20 protein-coding genes and 1 tRNA gene are annotated in these 23,407 nt (G+C 37.3%); 4 read left to right on the plus strand and 17 right to left on the minus strand.

Annotated elements, in window-relative coordinates:
* Positions 1-45: 45 nt before the first annotated feature.
* Both L2586_RS00455 and L2586_RS00460 read left to right on the plus strand, forming a co-directional pair.
* The gene (locus L2586_RS00455) at positions 46-1,164 is read left to right on the plus strand and encodes an alkaline phosphatase (RefSeq protein WP_235290786.1); all 1,119 of its coding nucleotides are present in this window, start codon (positions 46-48) and stop codon (positions 1,162-1,164) included.
* Positions 1,145-2,377, plus strand: a complete 1,233-nt coding sequence (locus L2586_RS00460) for an MFS transporter (protein ID WP_235290787.1) — start codon at positions 1,145-1,147, stop codon at positions 2,375-2,377. Before L2586_RS00455 ends, L2586_RS00460 begins: the two co-directional genes overlap by 20 nt.
* On the opposite strand, the gene L2586_RS00465 is transcribed toward L2586_RS00460, so the two are convergent.
* The 9 genes from L2586_RS00465 to L2586_RS00505 all read right to left on the minus strand — a co-directional run bounded on the left by L2586_RS00465 (position 2,374) and on the right by L2586_RS00505 (position 11,802).
* Positions 2,374-4,104: a BatD family protein gene (locus tag L2586_RS00465; RefSeq protein WP_235290788.1), complete on the minus strand. Its 1,731-nt coding sequence runs from the start codon at positions 4,102-4,104 to the stop codon at positions 2,374-2,376. The genes L2586_RS00460 and L2586_RS00465 overlap by 4 nt on opposite strands.
* A complete protein-coding gene (locus tag L2586_RS00470; RefSeq protein ID WP_235290789.1) occupies positions 4,101-4,616 on the minus strand; it encodes a BatD family protein in 516 nt (171 codons plus the stop codon). Before L2586_RS00470 ends, L2586_RS00465 begins: the two co-directional genes overlap by 4 nt.
* 77 nt (positions 4,617-4,693) lie before the next feature.
* Positions 4,694-5,461, minus strand: a complete 768-nt coding sequence (locus L2586_RS00475) for a tetratricopeptide repeat protein (RefSeq protein ID WP_235290790.1) — start codon at positions 5,459-5,461, stop codon at positions 4,694-4,696.
* A gap of 1 nt (position 5,462) precedes the next feature.
* The gene (locus L2586_RS00480; RefSeq protein ID WP_235290791.1) at positions 5,463-6,287 is read right to left on the minus strand and encodes a VWA domain-containing protein; all 825 of its coding nucleotides are present in this window, start codon (positions 6,285-6,287) and stop codon (positions 5,463-5,465) included.
* 193 nt (positions 6,288-6,480) lie between these two features.
* Complete coding sequence (locus tag L2586_RS00485) at positions 6,481-7,482, minus strand: vWA domain-containing protein (RefSeq protein ID WP_235290792.1); 1,002 nt, start codon at positions 7,480-7,482, stop codon at positions 6,481-6,483.
* Positions 7,479-8,519, minus strand: coding sequence for a hypothetical protein (locus tag L2586_RS00490; protein WP_235290793.1), 1,041 nt, complete (start codon positions 8,517-8,519; stop codon positions 7,479-7,481). The genes L2586_RS00485 and L2586_RS00490 overlap by 4 nt, the downstream gene beginning before the upstream one ends.
* Positions 8,520-8,524: 5 nt before the next feature.
* Positions 8,525-9,391 (minus strand): DUF58 domain-containing protein, encoded by an 867-nt coding sequence (locus tag L2586_RS00495; RefSeq protein WP_348535547.1) that lies wholly within the window; start codon positions 9,389-9,391, stop codon positions 8,525-8,527.
* A 3-nt stretch (positions 9,392-9,394) separates the two neighbouring features.
* Entirely contained in the window at positions 9,395-10,390 is a 996-nt protein-coding gene (locus L2586_RS00500) for an AAA family ATPase (protein ID WP_235290795.1), read from the minus strand.
* A gap of 149 nt (positions 10,391-10,539) precedes the next feature.
* Positions 10,540-11,802, minus strand: coding sequence for a dipeptidase (locus L2586_RS00505; protein WP_235290796.1), 1,263 nt, complete (start codon positions 11,800-11,802; stop codon positions 10,540-10,542).
* Positions 11,803-11,901: 99 nt separating this feature from the next.
* Between L2586_RS00505 and L2586_RS00510 the strand changes: the two genes are divergently transcribed.
* Together L2586_RS00510 and L2586_RS00515 are read left to right on the plus strand one after the other, a co-directional pair.
* Positions 11,902-12,831: a ribose-phosphate pyrophosphokinase gene (locus L2586_RS00510; protein WP_235290797.1), complete on the plus strand. Its 930-nt coding sequence runs from the start codon at positions 11,902-11,904 to the stop codon at positions 12,829-12,831.
* Positions 12,832-12,875: 44 nt separating this feature from the next.
* Positions 12,876-12,962 (plus strand) — tRNA-Leu (locus tag L2586_RS00515).
* Positions 12,963-13,943: 981 nt separating this feature from the next.
* Here L2586_RS00515 and L2586_RS00520 read toward each other — a convergent pair.
* From L2586_RS00520 to L2586_RS00555, 8 genes are all read right to left on the minus strand, one after another.
* A complete protein-coding gene (locus L2586_RS00520; protein WP_235290798.1) occupies positions 13,944-15,155 on the minus strand; it encodes a cytochrome-c peroxidase in 1,212 nt (403 codons plus the stop codon).
* A gap of 211 nt (positions 15,156-15,366) precedes the next feature.
* Positions 15,367-15,987, minus strand: a complete 621-nt coding sequence (locus tag L2586_RS00525; protein WP_235290799.1) for a CatB-related O-acetyltransferase — start codon at positions 15,985-15,987, stop codon at positions 15,367-15,369.
* A 96-nt stretch (positions 15,988-16,083) separates the two neighbouring features.
* Complete coding sequence (locus L2586_RS00530) at positions 16,084-16,701, minus strand: LysE family translocator (RefSeq protein WP_235290800.1); 618 nt, start codon at positions 16,699-16,701, stop codon at positions 16,084-16,086.
* A gap of 13 nt (positions 16,702-16,714) precedes the next feature.
* Positions 16,715-18,244, minus strand: a complete 1,530-nt coding sequence (locus L2586_RS00535; protein WP_235290801.1) for a GH3 family domain-containing protein — start codon at positions 18,242-18,244, stop codon at positions 16,715-16,717.
* 165 nt (positions 18,245-18,409) lie between these two features.
* Positions 18,410-20,902 (minus strand): transglycosylase domain-containing protein, encoded by a 2,493-nt coding sequence (locus L2586_RS00540; RefSeq protein ID WP_235290802.1) that lies wholly within the window; start codon positions 20,900-20,902, stop codon positions 18,410-18,412.
* A 60-nt stretch (positions 20,903-20,962) separates the two neighbouring features.
* On the minus strand, positions 20,963-22,021 hold the full coding sequence (aroB, locus tag L2586_RS00545; protein ID WP_235290803.1) for a 3-dehydroquinate synthase: 1,059 nt from the start codon (positions 22,019-22,021) through the stop codon (positions 20,963-20,965).
* A gap of 250 nt (positions 22,022-22,271) precedes the next feature.
* Positions 22,272-22,565: a putative quinol monooxygenase gene (locus tag L2586_RS00550; protein ID WP_235290804.1), complete on the minus strand. Its 294-nt coding sequence runs from the start codon at positions 22,563-22,565 to the stop codon at positions 22,272-22,274.
* The gene (locus L2586_RS00555; RefSeq protein ID WP_235290805.1) at positions 22,558-23,331 is read right to left on the minus strand and encodes an SAM hydrolase/SAM-dependent halogenase family protein; all 774 of its coding nucleotides are present in this window, start codon (positions 23,329-23,331) and stop codon (positions 22,558-22,560) included. Before L2586_RS00555 ends, L2586_RS00550 begins: the two co-directional genes overlap by 8 nt.
* Between the last annotated feature and the right edge of the window lie 76 nt (positions 23,332-23,407).

The raw sequence follows: 23,407 nt of genomic DNA on the forward strand, positions 1-23,407 counted from the left end.
TATTCCTAACTATCCTATTTTAGCAGGAAATAAACGATGTTACCAATGAAATACTTTATAGCACTTCTAATACTTACCATAAGTTGTACAAGCACTAGTAATCTGCAAAGCGATAAAATAGTGAAAAAGCCTAAGAATATTATTCTCCTAATCGGCGATGGTATGGGACTTGGGCAGATTTCAGCAGGATTATATTCTAACAACAAATTTCTCAATATCGAACGCTTTCCTGTTGTTGGATTACACAAAAATTATTCTTATGACAACCTCGTAACAGACTCTGCTGCTGGTGCTACCGCTTTTTCTTGCGGCGTAAAATCATATAATGGAGCTATAGGAGTAGATCATGATACAATTCCAGTAAAAACTATTCTGGAAGATGCATCTGATCAAGGTTTCAGAACGGGCTTAGTGGCTTCATGTTCAATAGTACATGCAACACCAGGATCATTCGGAGCACATAACCGCAAAAGAGCAAATAAAGAGGAAATTGCTGCAGACATGGTTGACTGTGGAGCAGATTTAATAATAGGAGGTGGAAAAAGTTATTTCGATAGAAGAACAATTGATGATCGTAATCTATATACAGAGTTAAGAGCATTAGGATACCAAGTAAGTGACTACTTCGAACAGGATTTTCAAGATCTGGATGTATCGAAAATGGGTGATAAGTGGGCATATTTCACAGCGGATAAAGAACCATTAAGCAAAGAAGCTGGTAGAGATTATCTAATTCCGGCAAGTGAAGTTGCGATAGATTACATGTCTAAAACTTCGAAAGGAAATGGATTTTTTCTAATGATAGAAGGATCTCAAATCGATTGGGCAGGACATGCTAATAACTTTCCTTATTTGATTTCAGAGATGTTAGAATATGATCAAGTAATCAAACGAGCTTTAGATTTTGCTGAGAAAGATGGAAATACATTAGTCATCTTGACCGCAGATCATGAAACAGGAGGACTAGCAATCGGGAATGGTTCTACACATGATGAGATTATTCCTGCATGGACAAGTGATTACCATACGGGAACAATGATTCCTGTGTTTGCATATGGTCCAGGTTCTGAAAGTTTCGCTGGAATATATGAAAATACTGCCATTTATGATAAAATGATGGCGGCACTTCAACTTAAAAAAGACTTTGGAAAAGAAAACAAGTAATCTACTATTACTTACCATATTTATAACGGTATTTATTGATTTACTAGGAGTAGGGATTATCATCCCTGTTCTTCCTTCCGTTTTCTACGCTGATGGTGCTGCTTTCGGAATTGGAACTTCAGAATCGTCTGTTGCGCTATACTATGGCTTATTATTGGCTTGTTATCCTGGAATGCAGCTCTTGGGAGCACCTATTCTGGGGACACTGTCAGATAAGTATGGTAGGAAGCCGATTTTGACGATAGCCTTAATTGGTACTTTGATAGGTTATTCTTTGTTTGCTTACGCAATCGTTATTAAGAGTCTTCCACTCTTATTTTTCGCCAGGTTACTACCTGGGTTTACTGGTGGTAATATATCTATTGTCATGTCTGCCATTTCAGATATCAGTACTGATGATGCAAGGACTAGAAATTTTGGTTTAGTCGGATTAGCCTTTGCGGTTGGTTTTATTCTAGGACCTACGATAGGAGGAGTGATGGCGGATAATACGGTAGTATCTTGGTTTAATCATTCCGTTCCGTTTATATTTACTGCCGGATTAACATTGGTAAATATCATATTAGTTCAGTTTATTTTCAAGGAAACACTTAAGGTCAAAAAGCAAGGAAAAGTCAATGTGCTGGCTGGAGTCTTTAATATTGTGAAATCATTCAAGATTCCGAATTTAAGAGGAATCTTCTCTGTAGTCCTTTTGTTTTCGATCGGATTTACCTTTTATACACAGTATTTCTCTGTCTACTTGATAGAAGAATTCGGCTGGTCGGAAAAGGAAATCGGATTTTTGTATGGTTGGGTTGGGATTTGGCTAGCCATTACGCAAGGGTTGATCGTTCGGAAATTATCTTTCAAGTACAAGCCGAAATTTCTATTGTTTAGGTCGATGCCTATTGTAGCTTTAGGAGTCTGCCTTCTGTTATTACCTACAGTAGGGTGGGTCTTTTATTTGATTAATCCGATCATTGCTATAGGTATAGGTATAACGTCTCCTAACTTAACAACTGTAGTCTCGGAGCAAGCAGGGCCTGAACAGCAAGGTGAAATACTTGGAATTAACCAATCGATGCAAAGTCTAGGAAATCTAATTCCAGCTATTATTGGAGGTATACTTGCATCCATGGGAACAATATTCCCACTGATAGCTAGTGGTTTATTTGTAATTATTGCTTGGCTAGTCTACATGAAGTTATTCAGCGCAGATCGGAAAGCTTAGATTTTTTCGGATAAATGACTAATTAGATCTCGAGTTTTAATATACACTTCCTCTAGATCGCCATCTTTTTTACCTGCAAAAACAGCGAGCTCAGCATTGGATAATATCGCGCTAACTTCAGCGACTTTTTCATCCTCTACTCCTTGAGCACTTAGCTTTAACGCTACATTCGACTTCGAGATCTCGCTATTTGGGACATTTAATTTATCTGCTATAAAGCCTAACATTGACCTAGAAATTTCTTCATAGAATGATCGATGATTCTCGTCCTTCATAAAGACTTCCGCTTGTGATAGTCTTTCTTCTGCGATCTTGCGAGCCTTATTCCTTTTCTTAATGGTAGGATCTATTCCTGCTTCAATGTCTAGCTGTTTCTTCTTCCAGAATATAAACCCAATTCCTAGAACAGAAAGGCCTAGAATCGAAAGATGTAGTGGTCCGCCAAATAATCCTTTTGAATGTTTCGAAAGTTTCAAGGCAGGCATTATTCCTGTTAAGTTTCGGTCGTTTCCTTCTTCTTTTTCAATTACAATGTTTGCGCTTCCACTGCCTTGTTCCACCATTAGCTGAAACACTTTCGATTTCAAGGTGATGTATTCGTTTTTTCCAGGGTCAAAGTAAGAGAATTCGGCTTGAAAACTCTGGCGACCTGCTTTTTTAGGAACAATCAGGTATTCGAATTGCTTAATCGTCTGAATCTCTCCGAACATTTCCCTTTCCCCTTTCTCGATGATATTCGGGTCATATATCTCAAAATCTTCTAAATGTTCTTGAGACGGCGGCAGAATATATTTCGGGTCTCCATTTCCAGCAACGGTAATGGTCAATGTAGCAGCATCGTCAGTAGATAACTTCGTCTTGTCTAATGTAGCTTCCATCTGATAAGTTCCGATAGCTCCTGAGAAACTAGTCGGAGCACCTGATGGTAGCCCTATAACGGAGATCATGAGGTCATTCGTCTTCACTGGAAATGACTTCAGATTCGAATTAAAGAAGAACCCAGATCCTCGTCTATTTGGATCTGGAAGACCTAGCGTTACATTGGCACCTTGAATATCGAATTTTCCAGTCTGCTGTGGAAATAACATTCTTTTCTCTAGGATCTGTGTATTGTAGGTTTGGCCATTTATTTGTTCCTGTGATGCTTTTTTATCTCGAGAATGTTGGGGCAATACAAAGAAGCCAGAATAGTCCGCTTCCTTTTTAATGTCATAGGACCGAACCTCTTTTCTTGTATAAAGCTTGTAAGAAATACTTACTTTTTCACCAATATATACGGAATCTCTTGGTACTTCTAGCCTGACGAAAATATCTTTGTCAGTTGGTAAGCCGGAAGCCTTGAGTGTTTCCTCGTCCCTTTTAACAACAGTGATGGTAAATGGAGCGGTGGCTAGTCTATCTCCGTTGTAATTACAGTAAGCGGCTTTTATCGTGAATTTCCCAGTCTTAAGGGTCTGAAGATTATAGCTGTATATAAATTGCTGATTAACCTTTCCATTCACATTAGAGTAAGAAGAAGTCTGATTTGGTCCAGAAATAATATTAAAATGATCGAAAACGGGCGGCTTGAAATCAGTGCCTTTGATGTTGTTCATGATGAATTCAACCCTGAAATTGTCGCCTTCTAATACTTTTAATGAACTAGCATTAGCGTAGAAAACAGAGTTGTTCTGAGCGAAAGAGAAACTGAACCAAAATGTAAAAAGAAGCAATATCCCTATCCTCATATTTTCTTTAATTTTCTTTTCGGCTTTTTCTTTAATTCAGGTTCGCCTTGTTTTCCAAAAGGAAAGATCAGAGGACTCTCTGTCTTAGAAGAAACTCTATAATCTTTTCTGATCTGCTCTGGATTATCTAAAATATAAACAGAAATAGGCTCTGTTTCCATATCTTCTTGAGCAAGTTTTAAGTAGGACTCTTCGATATATTGTTCTCCTAAATTTCGTGCTTTGAGGAAGTATGTATAAGTTGATTCTCTAAACATATTACCATTCACATATTGCATGCTGGTCGACATATTCGGTCCTCCTACGATATCGAAGTTAGAAAATGTAGGTGGAGTAAAGTCTCCTTGTAGATTTCGGATGATAATTTTAAATTCGAAAGCATTCCCATCTAGAATGGTATCACTTGCGACGATTGCGGTGATATATTTGTCAATGTTTTCCTCGTTCTGAGCTTGGACATTAGAAAATCCAACTGTCAGTGCTAGGAATGTAAATAACAGTAATGTTTTCATTTTAATGTCAATTTTAGGTTCTTTAAATTTGATTCTCTCTTTACGTATTTTAAAAATTTAATCAAAGGTGGAAAAGCTTACCAGTCCTTTTTTGGTTTCTTTTTATTTCCACTTTGTTTTCTCATCTTCTCTTGCACTTTTTTCTCTTCATTCTCAATAATCTGAAGTAGCTTTTCAGCATCTTCCTTGCTTAAATCATCAGGATCGACTTCCTGCTCTTGAGGATTATCCTCGTTGATATCTTGTTCTCCAGCATCTTGTTGCTGCTCTTGTTGCTCCTGTTGCTCTTGATTTTCTTGTTGTTGCTGTTCTTGTTGTTCCTGCTGCTCCTCTTGGTCTTGCTCTTCTTGTTCTTGATCCTGCTGTTGTTGTTGCTGTTGCTGTTGTTCTTGCAGTTTCTGAATAATCATTTGCTGGAGATTATTCTTAGTTTCTTCATCATTGGGATCTATTTTCAATGCTTCTTTATAAGATTCAATAGCTTCTTTAAGATCACCTTTTTTCGCATAGGCATTCCCAAGATTGTAATAAGAATTGTTTTTTTCCTGATCGGTTTTTGCGGATTGTAATGCGGATTGGTACTTCTCGATCGCTTCCTCGTATCGTTCTTGCTGATAGATTGTATTTCCTAAATTGTAATTGCCTTTGAAGGCTTTTTTCTCTTCTAATGCTTTACGGTATTCTTCTTCTGCTTGATTGTATTCACCTTCTTTATAAGCCTTGTCACCAGACCGAAGTAACTTATGAGCAGATTGCCCACTCAAGGAAATGGAAAATAATATGAAAAGACATAAACCGCTATATTTCAAGTTCATCTTACAATATTTAATAATAAATCTATTCATATCAAGCAATTGATGCTTTTTTTCTCTTCTCACTTAATATAAACTCAATGAAGAGTAGTGCTATTGCAAAAAATATAAAATATTGAAAATAGCTAGCGAAATCTGTGAAAGATTTTTGTTCAATTTCTCTTTTATCCAATTTCTCTAACTCTATCTTAAGATCATCTATAATTTGCTGATTGGCCAAAATAGGGTAGTATTTTCCACCACCTTCATTTGCAACATTTTTAAGTAAGTCTGGGTTGAATTGAGATTTAACTAATTTGCCCGCTTCATCTCTTTTAAAATCATTCACACCGTTAGGAGTTGTATAAGGTATGTAATCTCCTTCCTCCGTTCCGACACCTATGGTATACGTTACGATACCTTGATCATAAGCTTCTTTGACTTCAGATAAGGCTTGTTCATCGTGATCTTCACCGTCTGATATGATGATTATGGTTTTATGGTGCAGATTGTCTTCTTGGAAAGCTCGTGAAGTTAAGGCGATAGCTTCTCCGATTGCTGTTCCTTGAGTTCCGGCTAATTCTGTATTCGCGGTTCTTAAGAACAATGAAGTAGCAGCATAATCGCTAGTTAATGGCATCTGTAAATATGCTTCACCAGCAAAAAGCACTAACCCAATTCGATTGCCTCTTAGTTCTGTGACCATTTTCTCTGCAAAACGTTTAGATCTTTCTAATCGATTAGGAGAGACATCCTGGGTCATCATGGACTGTGAAATATCTAAAAGCACAAATATGTCAGCACTTTTGGAAAGGACTTTAGCCTTTTTATTTCCCCATTGTGGATTAGCCCATGCGACTGCTAAGAATAAAATTGACAATAATAAAAGAAGTTGCTTTGTTCTTCTTCGAATATTAGATATGTGTCCTAATGTAGAAGCTTGGAGGTTAGCGGATATTAAGCGATCAATCCTCTGGTTCCTCCATCTAAAAGATAAATAGAACAAGAAGATTAATATCGGAATACCAATCAATAAATATAAATTATTTATTTCCTCAAATCTAAACATAGAATTATGGTATCGTTCTTAAAATGGTAAATCTTAATATTATTTCTAATAAGATCAACATCAATCCAATAACAAAGAAGAAACGGAATTCTTCACTATATCGTTTGAAAACATTGACCTCAATTTCCGTTTTCTCTAATTGATCTATTTGATCATATATGTTTTTTAATGCTGCTTCGTCTGATGCTCTAAAGTATCGACCACCTGTCATGTCAGCTATTTTTCTTAGTAACTGCTCATCTAATCTTCCTCTAGTCATTCCGAAGATGATGGTTCCGTCCCTACGAATGCTGGTCGGACCTAATGCATTCTTATTAGATCCAACGCCGATAGTATACACTCTGATGCCAAACTCTTTTGCAATTTCTGCTGCCGTTGTCGGTGTTACGTATCCTGAGTTATTGACTCCGTCGGTTAGTAGTATAATTACCTTACTTGATGAAGGACTATCCTTAAGTCGATTAACGGCAGTTGCTAATCCCATTCCGATGGCTGTCCCATCAGCTAGCAAACCACATTGTAAATTTTCAAGAAAATCAATAACCACTCTATGATCTGTAGTTAGGGGGCATTGTGTGAAACTCTCTTCAGCAAACACCGTAAGACCTATTCTGTCATATTCACGTTTTCTAACAAATTCTGCCGCTACTTCTTTCGTAACACTTAGTCGATCTGGTTCGAAATCACGTGTAAGCATACTTGTGGACAAATCAATAGACATCATAATATCTATTCCCTCGGCTTTCACTTCTTCTTCCTTGAGGGTTAGTTGAGGTCTCGCTAATGCGACAATAAAAAAGGTTAACCCAGCTATTCTTAACCATGGCAAAAATGGGATTAGAAAAGTTCTGATAGAAAACGGCCTATCAAGTCCTGAGACACTAGATATCTTTAGCCTGGGGGGATTTTCCTTTTGAAAAGTCCACCATATCATGAATGGAATAAGCGCCAGCAATAGAAAGAATGCTGGAGATTCAAAATGGATGTTTCTTAATAAACCGATCATTCTTCCTCTTCATTTTCATGAACAATAGGTTTCTTTGTACGTCGAACGAATTCTACCGCATCATTCATAAACTCTTCATGAATATTGACTTCAGGTTTTGCTTTTGCAAATTTTACTAAATCAGAAATTTGCAGTATGCGCTTCAGCTTTTCTTGATCTTCCTTTGTAAATGATTTATCATTTATAGATCGGATGATCTGACTAGTTGTGTTCTCTAATGCCTTGATGCTATACCTTCCCTCTAAATATCCTCTGATGATATGGCTCAATTCACTCTGGTATTGTTTGATTTCGCCCTTTTGCCAAAGTTGTTTGCCTCGTAGATCTTTAAGTTGTGTCAATGCTTGAACATCAGGTGGAATGTAGATGACTTCTTCTTCGACTTCCACTTGGTCCCTTGCTTTTTGCTTTTTGTAATATTTATATAAGAAGTAGAATAACAATAGAGGAATCAAGATGTAAAGCAATATGGGGAGGAAATCTCTGATTGAGAGATTTTCTCTAGCAATATCTTTTATCGGAGCAAGTCCAGTAGAGTCGATAACCGCTAAGTCATATTCCTTAAAGGTCACTTTCATTAACGCACGGTTAGTCTTCGCAGTTCTATTGTTAATGGTGAATGGGAAGCCATCGAAAATATAAATTCCAACATCGAAGAAGGAAATATTAATGGTGTTTCGGTACAATACAGAATCACCATTCTGGACTTTGTCCCATTTAATTTCCGTATCCGTTAGTATTCCATCCTTATTTTTATCTTCCCAAAGTCCAAAGCTATTGATACTAATATCAGCGTCTTCAGAAACAATACTATCGCTTTGGCTAGCAGTCGCACCATAAAAACTCATTTTCTGAAGTGCGTCGATCTGAATTTGACTAATGCTTTCTGCATCTGCTTGTTCTAAAGTGATGACAAGATTAGCTTGATTACCTACTGCGATAGAATCTTCTATGAATGCATTGTACATGAGTTCTTGGGAAGTCCCGAGAAAACTGGTTAGCATAATTAATAATATCCCTGTAATCCGCAAATCCATTGACCTTAGTAAGATTTAAAAAGTTTAATCATTTCTTTAATATAATCGTCTTCCGTACTTATACTAGTTGTTTTCAGCCCTAAATGCTGGAAATTCTTGTAAAACAAAGCTTGCCTTTCTGCAAATCTCGATTCGTAATTTTCTCTAAGTTTTTTGCTAGAACTATCTATGACATATTTTTTTCCAGTCTCCGCATCGACTAAATCTAACAAACCTACATTAGGTAAAGTTTTTTCATATCGATCATAAACATGCAGTCCAATAATGTCATGTTTCCTGGATGATATCCTTAGACTTTCAAGGTAGTCACCAGTTATGAAATCAGAAATTAAGAAAGCGATGCTTTTCTTTTTGATGATATTGTTGAGGTATTGAAGCGGTTCTTTTAAATCAGTACCGTTGCTTTTAGGTTCGAAGTAGATTAATTCTCGGATAATCCTCAGAATGTGTTGCTTCCCTTTTTTCGGTGGGATGTATAATTCTACTTGATCCGTAAACAAAATTGCTCCTACCTTATCATTATTATTGATGGCAGAAAAAGCGATCACAGCAGCAAGTTCAGTGATATAGTCATTTTTGAACTGATCTGCAGTTCCGAAAAATGCAGATTTACTAACATCGATCAGGAGCATCACGGTGAGCTCTCGTTCTTCTTCGAAAACTTTTACGTGTGGCTCATTGGTTCTTGCAGTCACATTCCAGTCAATATTACGTACGTCGTCACCGTAATTATAGGCCCGAACTTCACTGAAAGACATACCACGTCCTTTAAAGGCGGAGTGGTATTCGCCCGAGAAAATATGTTTACTAAGACGCTTGGTCTTAATTTCAATTTTCCGTACTTTTTTTAATATTTCCTTGACGTCGCGCATAAATTAAGGGACCTCAACTGCATTTAAAATTTTCGTAATGATATCTTCTTGCGTGATGTTTTCAGCTTCTGCCTCATAACTTAATCCAATCCGGTGTCTCAGCACATCCTGGCATATTTCTCTTACATCTTCAGGAATAACATATCCCCTTCTATTTAGAAATGCAAGCGCTTTAGAGGCAACGGCTAAGTTGATACTCGCCCTTGGAGATCCTCCATAATTTATTAATCCTTCGATTTCATCAAGTCCGTATTCTTTTGGATTACGTGAAGCAAAAACAATATCAAGGATATAGTTTTCTATTTTCTCATCCATGTAGACTTGCTTAACCAATTGTCTAGCTTTGATAATTTGACCTGGATCTATTACCGGTGATATTTTCTGGGTAGTTTCTCCACTGATCACCTTTCTTATAATCGCTTTTTCTTCTGCTTTATCAGGATATTCTACCTTGACTTTAAGCATGAATCGATCGACTTGTGCCTCAGGAAGAGGATAAGTTCCTTCTTGGTCTATTGGGTTTTGTGTAGCCAATACCAAGAAAGGTTCTTTCAGTGGAAAGGTGTCTCTTCCGATGGTAACTTGTCTTTCCTGCATTGCTTCTAATAGTGCACTCTGAACTTTTGCAGGTGCTCGATTAATTTCATCAGCAAGGATGAAATTAGCAAATATAGGTCCTTGTCGTACCGTAAATTCACTTTTTGCAGGATTGTAGATCATGGTCCCGATAATATCCGATGGAAGTAAATCCGGCGTGAATTGTATTCGACTAAAACTTGCATCAATAGCAGAAGCTAATGTTTTGATAGAAAGTGTTTTCGCAAGTCCAGGCAAACCTTCTAATAAAACATGCCCATTCGCGAGCAGCCCTATCAAAAGACGATCGACCATATTAATCTGGCCAACGATTACTTTTGAAGCTTCAGCTCTTATATCATCGACGAAAGCACTCGCTTGATGAATTTGTTGATTCAGCAACTCTATATCTACTTCTGACATATCTATTTTTTCTGTTTATTAAAGAATTTGCAAGTTTAAAAAATTGTTTAAATACGATAAAATTTTTTCGATAAGAAAACTAGTATTTTCTAAGTACTAAACCAATTTATAGATAGATTTTATCAATTTTTAATTAGTCCCAAAATCGACTAATTCTTTTCAGCGTAATCTAAAACGGATTGCCAGACTCTAAATACGTTTTTAGAACAAATTTTTTCAATATCTTCATCGGAATAACCTCTTCTTAACAGTTCTGCAATTAAATTGGGATATTCTGAGACGTCTTTCAGTCCCGTAGGCAATGAATCACCTACGCCATCAAAATCTGAACCTAAGCCTACATGATCTATTCCAGCTAGTTTAACAACGTTGTCTATGTGATTAGCCACCATGTCTACATCTGAGAAAGCTAGTGGATTTTTCGAATAATAGGCATCGATGACTTCTTCTGCCGCATCATCCCTATAGCTCAGTCCTTTTTCTTCTAGGATATTAGTTAGGTCGGTTCTTGCTTTATTTCTTTCATCGGCAACTTTCCCATCTAAAAAAGTAGATCCAAAATTGATCTGAATTACACCACCATTTTCTCCTAATTTTTTAATCATATCGTCACTCATGTTTCTTTCAAATCCAGGAGTGTATTTTCTGGCGGAGGAGTGGGATGCGATTACAGGAACTTTAGATTTTTCTATAACTTGATAAAAAGTATTGTCGGAGACGTGTGAAATATCTACCATAATCCCAACCTTGTTCATTTCTTCTATTAAGGTATATCCGAATTCGCTTAAGCCTCCATATGTTCCAGTCGTATCATAACTACTATCACAGATGTGGTTATCTTTTCCATGGGTTAAAGTGATATAGGAAATTCCACGATCTTTAAAATATTGGACATTTTCTAATTTGCCTTCTATAGGTGCTCCATTTTCCATTCCCATTGGTAAGGAAATGATTCCTTTTTTAAAATGTTGTCTGACATCATCAGGAGAAGTAGCGATTGCATAGTATTCTGGTAATTCTGCTGCGATGCCGGTAACCATGTTGATTAAGGTATCTGCTAGATATTTAGCTCGGCCATCTTGGTAAGAAGAGGGAATGAAGATACTCATGAATGGTGCATTTAGACCTCCTTTTTTAGCTCTGACGAAGTCAAAATCTCCTTCATCAGTTTCAACTGGGATGCCCATGTATTCTCGATCTAGCTTGAAGTTTTTAACTTTTAATCTGTAAGGTAGGTCAATATGTCCGTCCGTGATGATGTATTCTTGAGCAAGCATATTCGCTTTTTTATCTACATCATTTTGAATCATGGCGTCTTCTAATAGAGGAGCATCATTATTGAGTGGAACTTTTGATTTAGTGGCGCAAGATATAAGAACTGGAATGGTTAATAAGATTATGATTCTTAGCATGAGTTTGGTATTTTATTTATGTAAATTTATCAATCTTTCATTGGTCTACCTTGATTAAGGTAATAATTTATAAATTTGCGCACTTGGAATGATAATATTATGAAAGAAGTAAAGTTATTCTCGGGCACAAACTCCCGTTATATTGCAGAACCAATAGCAGATTTCTATGGATATCCACTAGGGAAGCTAATCGTTAACAAGTTTAGCGATGGAGAAATGCAAACGATTATTGAGGAATCTGTAAGAGGGGCGTCTGTCTTTTTTATACAGTCCACATTTGCACCCGCTGATAATCTTTTAGAATTATTGTTGTTAATCGATTCGGCGAAACGTGCATCGGCAGGTTATATCACAGCAGTGATACCTTATTTCGGTTATGCGAGACAAGACAGGAAGGATAAGCCACGTGTGCCGATCTCAGCAAAAATGATAGCGAATATAATAGAAAGTGCTGGGGCTAATCGAGTTATAACGATGGACTTACATGCAGATCAGATTCAAGGATTTTTCGATATTCCTGTGGATCACTTAAGATCGGAGGCTATTTTTATTCCATACCTGAAGAAGCAGAAACTAGATAATGTACTTTTTGCATCTCCGGATGTAGGTGGTGTGAAACGTGCTAGAACTTATGCGAAGTACTTTGAAAAGGACTTAGTGATTTGTGATAAAGAGCGTAGGAGGGCGAATGAAGTAGCATCTATGACCGTCATCGGAAATGTAACGGGTGCAGATGTTATCTTAGTAGATGATATGGCGGATACAGCGGGTACACTTTGTAAGGCGGCGGATGTGCTCATGGAGAAAGGTGCTAAGAGTGTTCGTGCTTTATGTACGCATGCGGTTCTTTCTGGGAAAGCATATGAAAATATAGAGAAATCACAATTGCAGCAGTTAATTGTAACAGATACATTGCCGCTAAAGAAGAAAACAGATAAGATAAAAGTATTGAGTTGTGCTCAGTTGTTTGCTAAGGCGATTAGGAATACACATGAGTACAGGTCTATAGCTGCGTTGTTTGTTGATTAAATTTCCTACTTAAGGGAAATAGAATATATTTGCAGACGATTTAGGCCCGGGTGCTGGAATTGGTAGACAGGCATGGTTGAGGGCCATGTGTCCGTATGGGCGTGAGGGTTCGACTCCCTTTCCGGGCACCAATACTAAGAAGCTTTTCGATTAATTTCGAAGAGCTTTTTTTGGATTAAAGCTAAAAACAGGAGTATCCCGCAGATTTCGCAAAGGACGCAGATAGGAAATATTTAGACTTGGACCTGTCTTGCTTTAGCGAGTAGCCAGCGGGGAGAACTTGAAGGGATGTCTAGGACTGCGAAGCTGAATGTTTCGGTGTTAGTGGATAGTGGTTAGTGAGAAAAACTCATGGTCTCACATAAAGTGAGGCTATGAATGTTTTTTGATTTCTATGAAAAGTTATCACTAAATCCATGATCTTGATAGCCTGATCTGGAGGTCAGACCATCAGATCATTGGTTTGCTGAGAAGGGCAAAAAAGTTTGCCGTAGATTTCGCAAATGACGCAGATAGGAAATATTTAGACTTGGACCTGTCTTGCTTTAGCGAGTAGCCAGCGGGGAGAACTTGAAGGGATGTCTAGGACTGCGAAGCTGAATGTTTCGGTGTTAGTGGATAGTTGATAGTGAAAAAACTCATGGTCTCACATAAAGTGAGGCTATGAATGTTTTTTGATTTCTATGAAAAGTTATCACGAAATCGATGATCTTGATAGCCTGAACTGGAGGTCAGACCATCAGATCATTAGTTTGCTGAAAAGGGCAAAAGTATCCCGCAGATTTCGCAAAGTACGCAGATAGGAAATATTTAGACTCGGACCTGTCTTGCTTTAGCGAGTAGCCAGCGGGGAGAACTTGAAGGGATGTCTAGGACTGCGAAGCTGAATGTTTCGGTGTTAGTGGATAGTGGTTAGTAAGAAAAACTCATGGTCTCACATAAAGTGAGGCTATGAATGTTTTTTGATTTCTATGAAAAGTTATCACGAAATCGATGATCTTGATAGCCTGAACTGGAGGTCAGACCATCAGATCATTAGTTTGCTGAGAAGGGCAAAAAGTATTCCGCAGATTTCGCAAGGACGTAGATAGGAAACATATAGACTCAATTACTTAGCGTCCTATATCTCCACCCACTGGTAACCCACTCGGTACTGACTCAGGTATTTTTTTATCAAAATCATCATCGTTGAGACAATTTAGAAATGAAATGATGGGATTGATTTCACGGCTGGTCAACTGTAATTCATTCACGAACTCATCATAATGGCTAGCTTTGATTTCTTCATGCCGTTCTTTCCCATCTGCAATATCTTCATAAAATTCAAGCACCTCTTCAAGCGTATTGAAAATTCCGTTATGCATATAAGGGGCAGTAAATCTTAAGTTCCTAAGACTTGGAGTTCTAAATGCATATCGCTCTTCTATTCCCTTATCAAATTCACTCAATTTTAAATTTTCTGGAACACCAAGAACATGAGATTTGAAATCTGAAAACATAGCGCCGTTATGGCAATTACCACAACCAACTTCTTTGAAAATCTCGAAACCTTCTTTTTCAGAAAGCGAAATGGCATCCTTGTCACCGCGCATAAATTGATCAAACCTAGAATTCGTTGTAACCAAAGTTCTTTCAAAAGCTGCAAGTGCTTTACCTATATTTTCCCTAGTGATGGATTCTTCATCTCTGAAAACTTGCTTGAATATCGTAGCATAAGTTTTATTCTTTTTCAGTCTAGAAATCACTTCAATAATGATCTCTTCCTCATCATATTTCGTTCCTCTCATTTCTTCAAATGCAAGGATAGGTTCTATGGCTTGAGCTTCTAAACTTTTTACTCGATTATCCCAAAACATAGGTGCATTTTCAGGATCGTAATTGTTTGTTATATTCAAACCATTGAATGCGGTATTCAATATCGTATGCGCATTTCGTTTCACAAACGGAATCGTGTTAGGAGAATTAAAAGTTCTATTAATTCCAAAGCCTGATCCATTTACACCGATAGATAAATCTCGGTATTCTGCATATCCATTATTAGGATGATGGCAAGTCGCACAAGCAACGTCTAGGTCTCCCGATAATATCGGATCATAAAATAACAATCTGCCCAATTCTACTTTTTCGATGCTCTGTGGATTGTCGCGAGGTGCCGCTGCAGTCTGTGGTAACGGGTAATGGACATTTAAGGCACGCAACTTTCGTTTCTTTGCAGCTTTCTCTGACTTCTTTTCAGTAGGCTGAATATCTTGATGATTACATTGGGTAGTGATACAAGCAATGCAAAGAAAAAATAGCGCACGAAAGATATTCCGGTAATTCAATAGGGATGAAAAATTTCTATTTTAATTAAAAGGTAGTACCCATCTACCTTCACAAGGTAATAGAAAAAGTTTTAATTATATCAAATTAAAGACAAAATTATCTTTATTTATTTGATAAATTTTTAGGATTTAGATTTTACATATTTTGATCTCTGCAAAGGGCTAGTAAATTCATCTTCTTAAGAAGTTCTATCTAGGAGAATGCTAGTTCTTAAGATATGTCTTCTAGATTTTTCCCAGTTAGCTTTTGAACATTTTTAGTTATTTTTTCAATTGGCCAGTCCCACCATTTTAAATTCAAAAGTCTATGGATCTCTTCATCTGAAAATCGCTTCCGTATTAGCTTAGCTGGATTACCTCCTACTATTTCATAAGGAGCTACATCCTTCGTTACTACTGATTTAGACCCTATAATAGCACCGTCGCCTATCGTAACTCCAGGCATAATGGTAGCAGCATATCCGATCCACACGTCATTGCCTACCGTTGTGTTTCCCTTCGTAGGATATGTCTTTCCTTCCATTGCATTGCTCCAGTCTTTTCCGAATATGGCAAAAGGGTAGGAGGTTATCGCATCACTTAGATGATTGGCTCCATTCATAATGAAGGTAACATCTGATGCAATCATGCAAAACTTTCCAATGATTAGTTGGTCGCCAGTGAAATCGAAGTGATACTTTACGTTTTTTTCAAAATTTTCTACATGCTCAAAATCGTCATAATAGGTATAATCGCCAATAATAATATTCGGATTTTTGACGACGTTTTTCAAGAAGCAAAGTCGGTCATAATGTGGTAAAGGAAATTTTAAATTTTTATCAGGGATATCCATTGTTAACTTTTTCAGTTCCAATTTAAGTCATCACTCCGGATATTCCAAAAGATCTCCCGGTTGGCAGCATAAAGCTTAGCATCTATATACATTTTATTAAACCAATACTCTAATCACAAGCAAGATACCAAGGAATGCGATGATTAGACCAGAAGCCTTCTTAAGAATTAATTGTTTTCCAGAGGAGATGAAATTGACCAACTTGTCAGCTAGTAATATTTTGAAGATATCTGTAATGATAAGCATTCCCAGAACAGCTGATACAAAATAAGTGAGATCAAGCCTAGAAATTTCTTGTGCCATCATTGTCGAAATAGAACCGAACCAAATCAACGCGCAGAATGGATTAAATAAATTGACCATAAAACCTTTTAGCCATAGTTTCCAAGGAGACCTAATTAACAATTTCTCAGTTGTACGTTGTAAGGCAGTAGTTTTTATAAAAGTATGAATTCCAATCCCAACTAAGATTAGACCGCCTATAATCCCTACGCTCATCTGAAACAAAGGCGTCTTTAAAACATTGACCAATAAAGAAAACCCGAAAATAGCGCAAAGTATATATAAGAAATCACTACACCATACACCGAAAGCAACCGAAAGGCCAGCCTTGAAACCATTTTCCATAGTTGAATCGATAAATAGGAAAATGACAGGCCCGAGTAAGATGCTAAGACTTAATCCTAGTAATAGTCCTTGGAGGATTATATTCATTCAGTCTTGTGATTTATATTAAAAGAGCGGTCCGTTTAGATTCCACGAATTTCTGCCATTCAGCTTGATTGCTGCCTTTTACAACTCGGGATACTTTACTTTGTCCGTTCATTTTACCTCTGAGCTTAGTCCATTCATAGAACCAATCATTCGGGATGATATGAACGATAGGTGGTTGTAACATCGCGCCTCGTTCTGCTTGGTAATCATCATTTAATCGCTTCAACTCCTTATCTAAATTCCGTGCGACCATTTCATTATCGATCGTCGCATCGGAGCCAATAAACCATTCGTGGGCAAAATGATTATTTTTCGGAATAACACCCACTGAGAATTCTCGCAAGTCTAAATCTAATTTTTCCTTGACATTGCAGACCGCATCATTCATGTTTTCTACAGATAAATGCTCTCCACAGACGCTTAAGAAATGTTGCGTCCTTCCGGTAATCTTAATTTTACCTAAGGTTTTATCCGTAAACTTCACATTGTCACCTATTAGGTATCGCCATGCACCAGCGCATGTAGAAATAACCATTGCATAATCTATATCTTCTTCTACTTCATCTATAGTGTAAGCTTTGGTGCCTTCTTTCACCATGCCGACTTCGTCAAAATTATCGTCGTTAAATGGTATGAATTCATAAAATATCCCAGCATTAAATAGTAGGCTCATATCATCCCTTTCTGGACAATTCTGAAATGCGAAAAAACCTTCTGATGCCAAGTACGTGTCGATATACATCATCGAACCACCAATGATATTTTCTAAATTTTCTTTGTAGGGTTCGAGGTTGATTCCACCTGTTACAAATAGGGAAAGGTCAGGCCATAATTCTCTTATGTTTTCGATCTGATAGTGGTCTACTATTTTTTCCAGTATTAATTGGACCCAAGATGGAATTCCAGAAACAACGCTAATGTTCCATTTTTCTGCATTCTTAACAATCATTTCTGCTCTTTCTTCCCAGGTAGGAAGCATGGTTGTCGCTAGTTCTGGTTTCTTGAATCTTCTGATCCATAATGGAGGCTTTCTTCCATTGATACCGCTGAGGTCTCCGACGAGACTGTTGTTGTACTTCGTTAACGAAGCACTTCCACCGATCATAAGCCACTGTTTCACCAGCTTAGAGATGGGCATTTTGAATTTATTCACGGATGCAAGAATTCCCAAAGAGGACTGGCGCATCGCCTTCTGCATATCTTTAGTTACGGGTATGTACTTGCTTGGTGCTCCTGAAGTTCCAGAACTGAGTGCGAAGAATGGGACCGTTCCTGGCCATGCAATATTCTGTTCTCCTGCTAAAGATTTATGCCACCATTCATCGTACATTTTATTGTAATCGTGAATGGGAACTGCATTTTGAAATTCATCAAAAGAAGTAATTTTATCGAAGTGATAATATTTACCAATTTCCGTTTTCTTCGCTGTATTGAGCAATTTCAAAAGGGTAGCTTTTTGAAATTGGACAGGATTTTGTTCGTTAACATTTTTCGAATTAACAAGGCCAATCTTCCTGTTGACAATTTTGCCTGGAATGCTCATAGCAGTTATTTTAATTTAAACTTAAGTCTACTCATTGAAAATAAATATAAAAATGGATAATTGATACCCCTGAGTCGACAAGTTTAAGTTGTCACCAGAAGTTCATTCAGACAATTGGAGCAAACTATTTCCTTGTTTGTGTTTAAAATCTAGAAATTATTAACATTAGAATTCTTCTTCCTCGAATTCTCCTTCTTCGAATTGATTCAATTTTTCATCATTCTGGCTTTGACGTACGATTTCGTCATAAACCTTGCAATCGATTTCTATGCTTAAGCCGCCTTCAGGCTTCTTGAATTTTTTCGTCTTGTCGTAGTCGACTGTTGGATCTGCTTCGAGTTTCTGAAGAAAGTCAACGAATACAGGTCGAGCCATGACTCCACCTTGCCCATTAGCTAGGCTCCTAAATCGAATCCATGGGTTTTCGCCACCGACCCAAGTACCTACCACAAGATCAGGTGTGATTCCCATAAACCATCCATCAACGTAGTTATTAGTAGTTCCTGTCTTTCCACCAACTTCTGATTCGAAATTGTATTTTCCTTGGATAAAGGAAGCAGCATAGCGGAGCATATCAACCATCACATAATTATAAGATTCAGGCAATGCAGTCTGTTGTTCAGGTACAGCATTGTAGATGAGACGTCCGTTTTTATCTTCGATCTTAGTTACAAAGATCGGTTTGTTATATACGCCATTATTCGCAAATGTAGTGTAGGCGCCGGTCATATCCATTAAGGATAATTCAGCAGCACCTAGACATATGGAAGGAGATCTTGGAATTTTATCTATCGGTACACCCATATTAGATGCTAAGTTTCTAACTACATCGACATTGCCTAATTCCTTCATTAACCATACGGAAACTGAGTTTTTCGATTGCTTTAATCCTTCGTATAAAGTGAGATTTTCACCTGAAAATTTTCCATTGGCATTGCTAGGTTCCCATTTTTTCAATAGCCCAAACTTACTATCACCTGGCGCAATACTATACTGGACATCTTTCACTTTCCAACAAGGAGACATTCCTTGCTGGAAAATAGCTGTTCCATAGATAAATGGCTTAAAAGTAGATCCAACTTGACGATTAGAATTAATGTGGTCAAACTGGAAGTAATTATGATCTGAACCTCCGACCCATGCTTTAACTTCTCCTGATTCAGGATCTACTGCGAGCATACCAATTTGCATGTGCATCTGATGGTATTTTATCGAATCCATCGGAGTCATAATGGTATCCGTTTCGCCGACAGCGTTATAAGCGAAGACCTTCATGTTTGACTTTTTATTAAAGTCAGTTTTGGCTTGTGCTTGTAACTTGCTCCATTGGCTTTTCAAAGTAGGCCAATGTTTAGATTTCATAATTTTATTATAAGTAGCCGCCTGGTTCTTCGTTATAATTTCTCGATCCATTAACGTCGCTAAATATCCTTTTTCACTACCTGCCTTTAACATTCTTAGCACATCAGCATCTCTTAATCGAGCATCAGAAAAATCCTCTACAATCTCAGCATAGATCTGATTCATGTACTTTTCTTTAAGCAATCTGAATCGCTCAGAATTTCGAACCAAACTATTCAGTGACTCTCTTCTGATTCTTTTCTGATTGCTGTCGGCATCATAAGTCCATGGATCTTTGCCTGCCCAAACTTTGAAATATTTCTCCTGTAACGATTTCATGTGATCCTTTGCGGCAGCCTCGGCGTAAGTTTGCATTTTCGAATCAATCGTGGTATATACTTTAAGTCCATCTAAGTAGATGTTATAACTTCCTCCTCCTGGTTTCTGATATCTTGGTTGACTTAATGTTGTTTTAAGCCATTTAGTAAGTTCACCTCTAAAATGGGGGGCAAGGCCTTTAGAATCTTCTTGTCTTTTAAAATTAGAAAGGTCTATCGGCTTCGCTTTTTCTATATCGTAGTTTTCGGCACTTAGAAAACCCGCTTTCTTCATTCTGCTCAGGACAAATACTTTCTTTCGCTGAGCTCGGTCAGGATGCATTTTTGGGTTGTAGTAAACTGGATTGTTAAGCATACCAACTAACACCGCCGCTTCATCTGGTTCTAACTCGCTCTGATCTTTTCCGAAGTAGGTATTCGCAGCGGCACTGATTCCGTAAGAATCATAAATGAATTCGAATTTATTAAGATACATGGCAAGTATTTCCTCTTTAGTATATCTCTTTTCAAGTTCTAAAGAAATAATCCATTCTTGTAATTTCTGGTAAACCCGTTTTATGAAATTTCTTGAATAATTAGTAAAAAATAGTTTTGCTAATTGTTGAGTGATGGTACTTCCACCTCCATTTTTACCGAGATATAACACAGCTCTGGCAAAGCTTCGCGGATCGATCCCGTTGTGGCTGAAGAAGCGAATATCTTCTGTAGCCACTAATGCATTAATGATGTTAGGATTTAATTCATCATAGGTTACCCAGTCTCTATTGTATTTGAAATATCGACCAAGTTCCTTTTTATCACTGGTGTAAACTAAAGTTGCGTATTCAAATTTCGGATTTTCGAGTTCGTCTATTTCTGGTAAATCAGAATAAGAAACAAGTGCAAACAGGGCTACAACAGCGAGTAAGCCAGATATTGCTAATAACCACATCCAAAAGACGTAGGCACGAAATTGTTTTTTAGGTCCTTTCTCTGACATAGAAAAAATAAGTTAACTTCAAGAAAATTAATTGCAAATATATTACAAATATCTATAATATTATAGTGTTTTGTAATCCTCCAGAGATTTGATGATAGTAGATTCGTTAGGTTTAACATCAAAAGTGCATTCTCCTAACTTCTTCAATAACGAAAAGTTTACCAATCCTCGTCTGTTCTTTTTATCTTTTAACAATTTTTCTAGAATATTTTTTTCATTCACTAAGTGATTCGGATAGTGCGGATAGATGGAAAGTATATAATTTTTTATGTCAATGTATTCTTCTTCGCAAAGATCGAGCAGTTCTTTAGAGATATAAGCTTCAGTTATCATACCGATTCCTATAGCCTCTCCATGGAGTAAGAAATCTGGCTGATGCAAGTTCTCTGATTCAATTGCGTGGCCAAGTGTATGACCAAAATTTAGAATTTTTCTTAAGCCACCTTCACGCTGATCTTGAACAACAACATCTCGTTTGATTTTCACGGATCGCTCGATGATAGGTCCCCATTCGATGTTTTCAAGATTAGTTATTTCCTTTATTTCTTCCCACATCTCAGCATCTTGAATCAATGCATGTTTTATTATTTCAGCATATCCACTTCTGATTTGGCGAGATTCGAGTGTTTCTAGAAAATGGTCATCTATCCACACCATAATCGGATTCTGGATGACACCGATCAAATTTTTATAGTCTTGGAAATCGATCCCGAGTTTACCTCCGACAGAGGCGTCCACTTGTGAAAGTAGGGTAGTAGGCACTTGGATGAAATCCATGCCACGCATAAAAGTACAGGCACAGAATCCGCCCATATCACCAATAACTCCTCCACCAAGATTGATCAATAAGGAGTGCCTGTCGAATCCATTGTCCAGCATGGTATTCCAGATATGCTGACAAGTTTCAAGGTTTTTTTGTTGTTCCCCCGATGTGATTTCGATGAGGACATATTCTAATTCTTTAACACCTGCTAAGAACTTCGGTAAGCAATGCAACTTGGTGTTTTCATCAACGAGAACTCCTATTTTAGAATATTCTCTGGAACCTATGAATTCCCCAAAATTGTTCCAGTCGTCATTGATATGAACATTATAATTATCGCATTTGATGGTGGGCATAATTCTTACTCGTTTCTAATGAGTCGCAAAGGTAGGAAAATAAGATTTACGATGGGAGGTTTACGATTTGCGATTTTAGAATTACGATTTGTGTGAATAAATTATAAAAATATAGTTTCTAGGTGGATTGGATAATTGATTCCTGATTTGAGAATGATTGACTTACTTCCAATAATAAATAAGATCGATTTTACGGGAATCTAAATGGGGAAGCATTTTTTCCTAAAAACTAAAAACTAAAAGCAAAAAACTAAACTGGAATTTCTCCAAGGCTCCACGCCTGCGCCCTCTCATTAAACCACGGCTTTACTGTTCCCCAGATTTCTTTAAAATACGCTGAAGCGCGATAGTCCTCTAAAACATCTTCAGAATCCCATGTACTGTAAGTGAAGAACACATCATTGTGATGAAGATCTTCAAGAAGCCTTAGACTTTTACAGCTAGGAAACAATAGGGGCATTGCTTGTTGATGTTTTTCGAAAACTTGTATAAAATCTGCTTTTTTATCAGGGTGAAAACTTAACCTAACAATTCGATTAATCATAAAAATCGATTTGAATAGCTTCATCCTTTTTTAGGCCGAGCAAAGAGGCAGCACTTCCTTTATTGATTGCAATTTCTAGATAACTTGCTGAATTAAAGAAGCAAAGAACATCACCTACTGGGACATCACTGTATTCTATGCTAATTTCTCGAATAGGATCATTCGGTTTAAAATAAATTCCGAATGCTCGATCTCGCATTACTTTCTCGAAAAACTCTTTTTGAACATTGACAATAACGTTTCCGTAATCATCGATATGAACAACTGTGGCTCTAATCTGAGATTCATTGACAACTGGAGCAACTGAAATTTTCTTTTCTAATGTCAATAGAGAAGTTCCTACCATATCTAAGTCTGGATCGCTGACCAACTTGCAAGCTGCATTAGCTAGAGCGTTTTGCAAAGGATAATTTTCTTCTGGGTCGTAAGGAACTTGGACGATTTCACTTGCGTAAAGATCATCGAAGATTAAAGTAAAAATTCCATTATTAGGACCGACAAAGTAATGCCCATCTCTTTCAAATGCGATAAATTCATTCCTTTCCGCGAAAAAAAGATTGATAGCAGCGATGTGAACGGTACCTTTTGGAAATTGATTCCAAGCATTTTTTAAGATGAAGGCACCTTGAACAATATCGAATGGTAATATTTCATGAGTGATATCGATAATATTAACAGCCTCATTGCGCCTAAGCAAACAAGCCTTAAGCACCGCAACGTAGTGATCTTTCGTTCCGAAATCTGATATGATACTAACAATAGCCATGTTAACAATTTAGACAAAGATATTATAATATTAAAATAAATCATAATATGTTAAAAATGAAATGCAGGTTAATTTT

The sequence above is a fragment of the Portibacter lacus genome (assembly GCF_021533215.1).
GTDB lineage: Bacteria > Bacteroidota > Bacteroidia > Chitinophagales > Saprospiraceae > Portibacter > Portibacter lacus.

Excerpts from the sequence above, each read along its gene's own strand:
- L2586_RS00455 (WP_235290786.1), top strand. The coding sequence starts at position 46 with ATGAAATACTTTATAGCACTTCTAATACTTACCATAAGTTGTACAAGC.
- L2586_RS00465 (WP_235290788.1), bottom strand. The coding sequence starts at position 4,104 with ATGAGGATAGGGATATTGCTTCTTTTTACATTTTGGTTCAGTTTCTCT.
- L2586_RS00470 (WP_235290789.1), bottom strand. The coding sequence starts at position 4,616 with ATGAAAACATTACTGTTATTTACATTCCTAGCACTGACAGTTGGATTT.
- L2586_RS00475 (WP_235290790.1), bottom strand. The coding sequence starts at position 5,461 with ATGAATAGATTTATTATTAAATATTGTAAGATGAACTTGAAATATAGC.
- L2586_RS00485 (WP_235290792.1), bottom strand. The coding sequence starts at position 7,482 with ATGATCGGTTTATTAAGAAACATCCATTTTGAATCTCCAGCATTCTTT.
- L2586_RS00490 (WP_235290793.1), bottom strand. The coding sequence starts at position 8,519 with ATGGATTTGCGGATTACAGGGATATTATTAATTATGCTAACCAGTTTT.
- L2586_RS00495 (WP_348535547.1), bottom strand. The coding sequence starts at position 9,391 with ATGCGCGACGTCAAGGAAATATTAAAAAAAGTACGGAAAATTGAAATT.
- L2586_RS00500 (WP_235290795.1), bottom strand. The coding sequence starts at position 10,390 with ATGTCAGAAGTAGATATAGAGTTGCTGAATCAACAAATTCATCAAGCG.
- L2586_RS00505 (WP_235290796.1), bottom strand. The coding sequence starts at position 11,802 with ATGCTAAGAATCATAATCTTATTAACCATTCCAGTTCTTATATCTTGC.
- L2586_RS00510 (WP_235290797.1), top strand. The coding sequence starts at position 11,902 with ATGAAAGAAGTAAAGTTATTCTCGGGCACAAACTCCCGTTATATTGCA.
- L2586_RS00525 (WP_235290799.1), bottom strand. The coding sequence starts at position 15,987 with ATGGATATCCCTGATAAAAATTTAAAATTTCCTTTACCACATTATGAC.
- L2586_RS00530 (WP_235290800.1), bottom strand. The coding sequence starts at position 16,701 with ATGAATATAATCCTCCAAGGACTATTACTAGGATTAAGTCTTAGCATC.
- L2586_RS00535 (WP_235290801.1), bottom strand. The coding sequence starts at position 18,244 with ATGAGCATTCCAGGCAAAATTGTCAACAGGAAGATTGGCCTTGTTAAT.
- L2586_RS00540 (WP_235290802.1), bottom strand. The coding sequence starts at position 20,902 with ATGTCAGAGAAAGGACCTAAAAAACAATTTCGTGCCTACGTCTTTTGG.
- aroB (WP_235290803.1), bottom strand. The coding sequence starts at position 22,021 with ATGCCCACCATCAAATGCGATAATTATAATGTTCATATCAATGACGAC.
- L2586_RS00550 (WP_235290804.1), bottom strand. The coding sequence starts at position 22,565 with ATGATTAATCGAATTGTTAGGTTAAGTTTTCACCCTGATAAAAAAGCA.
- L2586_RS00555 (WP_235290805.1), bottom strand. The coding sequence starts at position 23,331 with ATGGCTATTGTTAGTATCATATCAGATTTCGGAACGAAAGATCACTAC.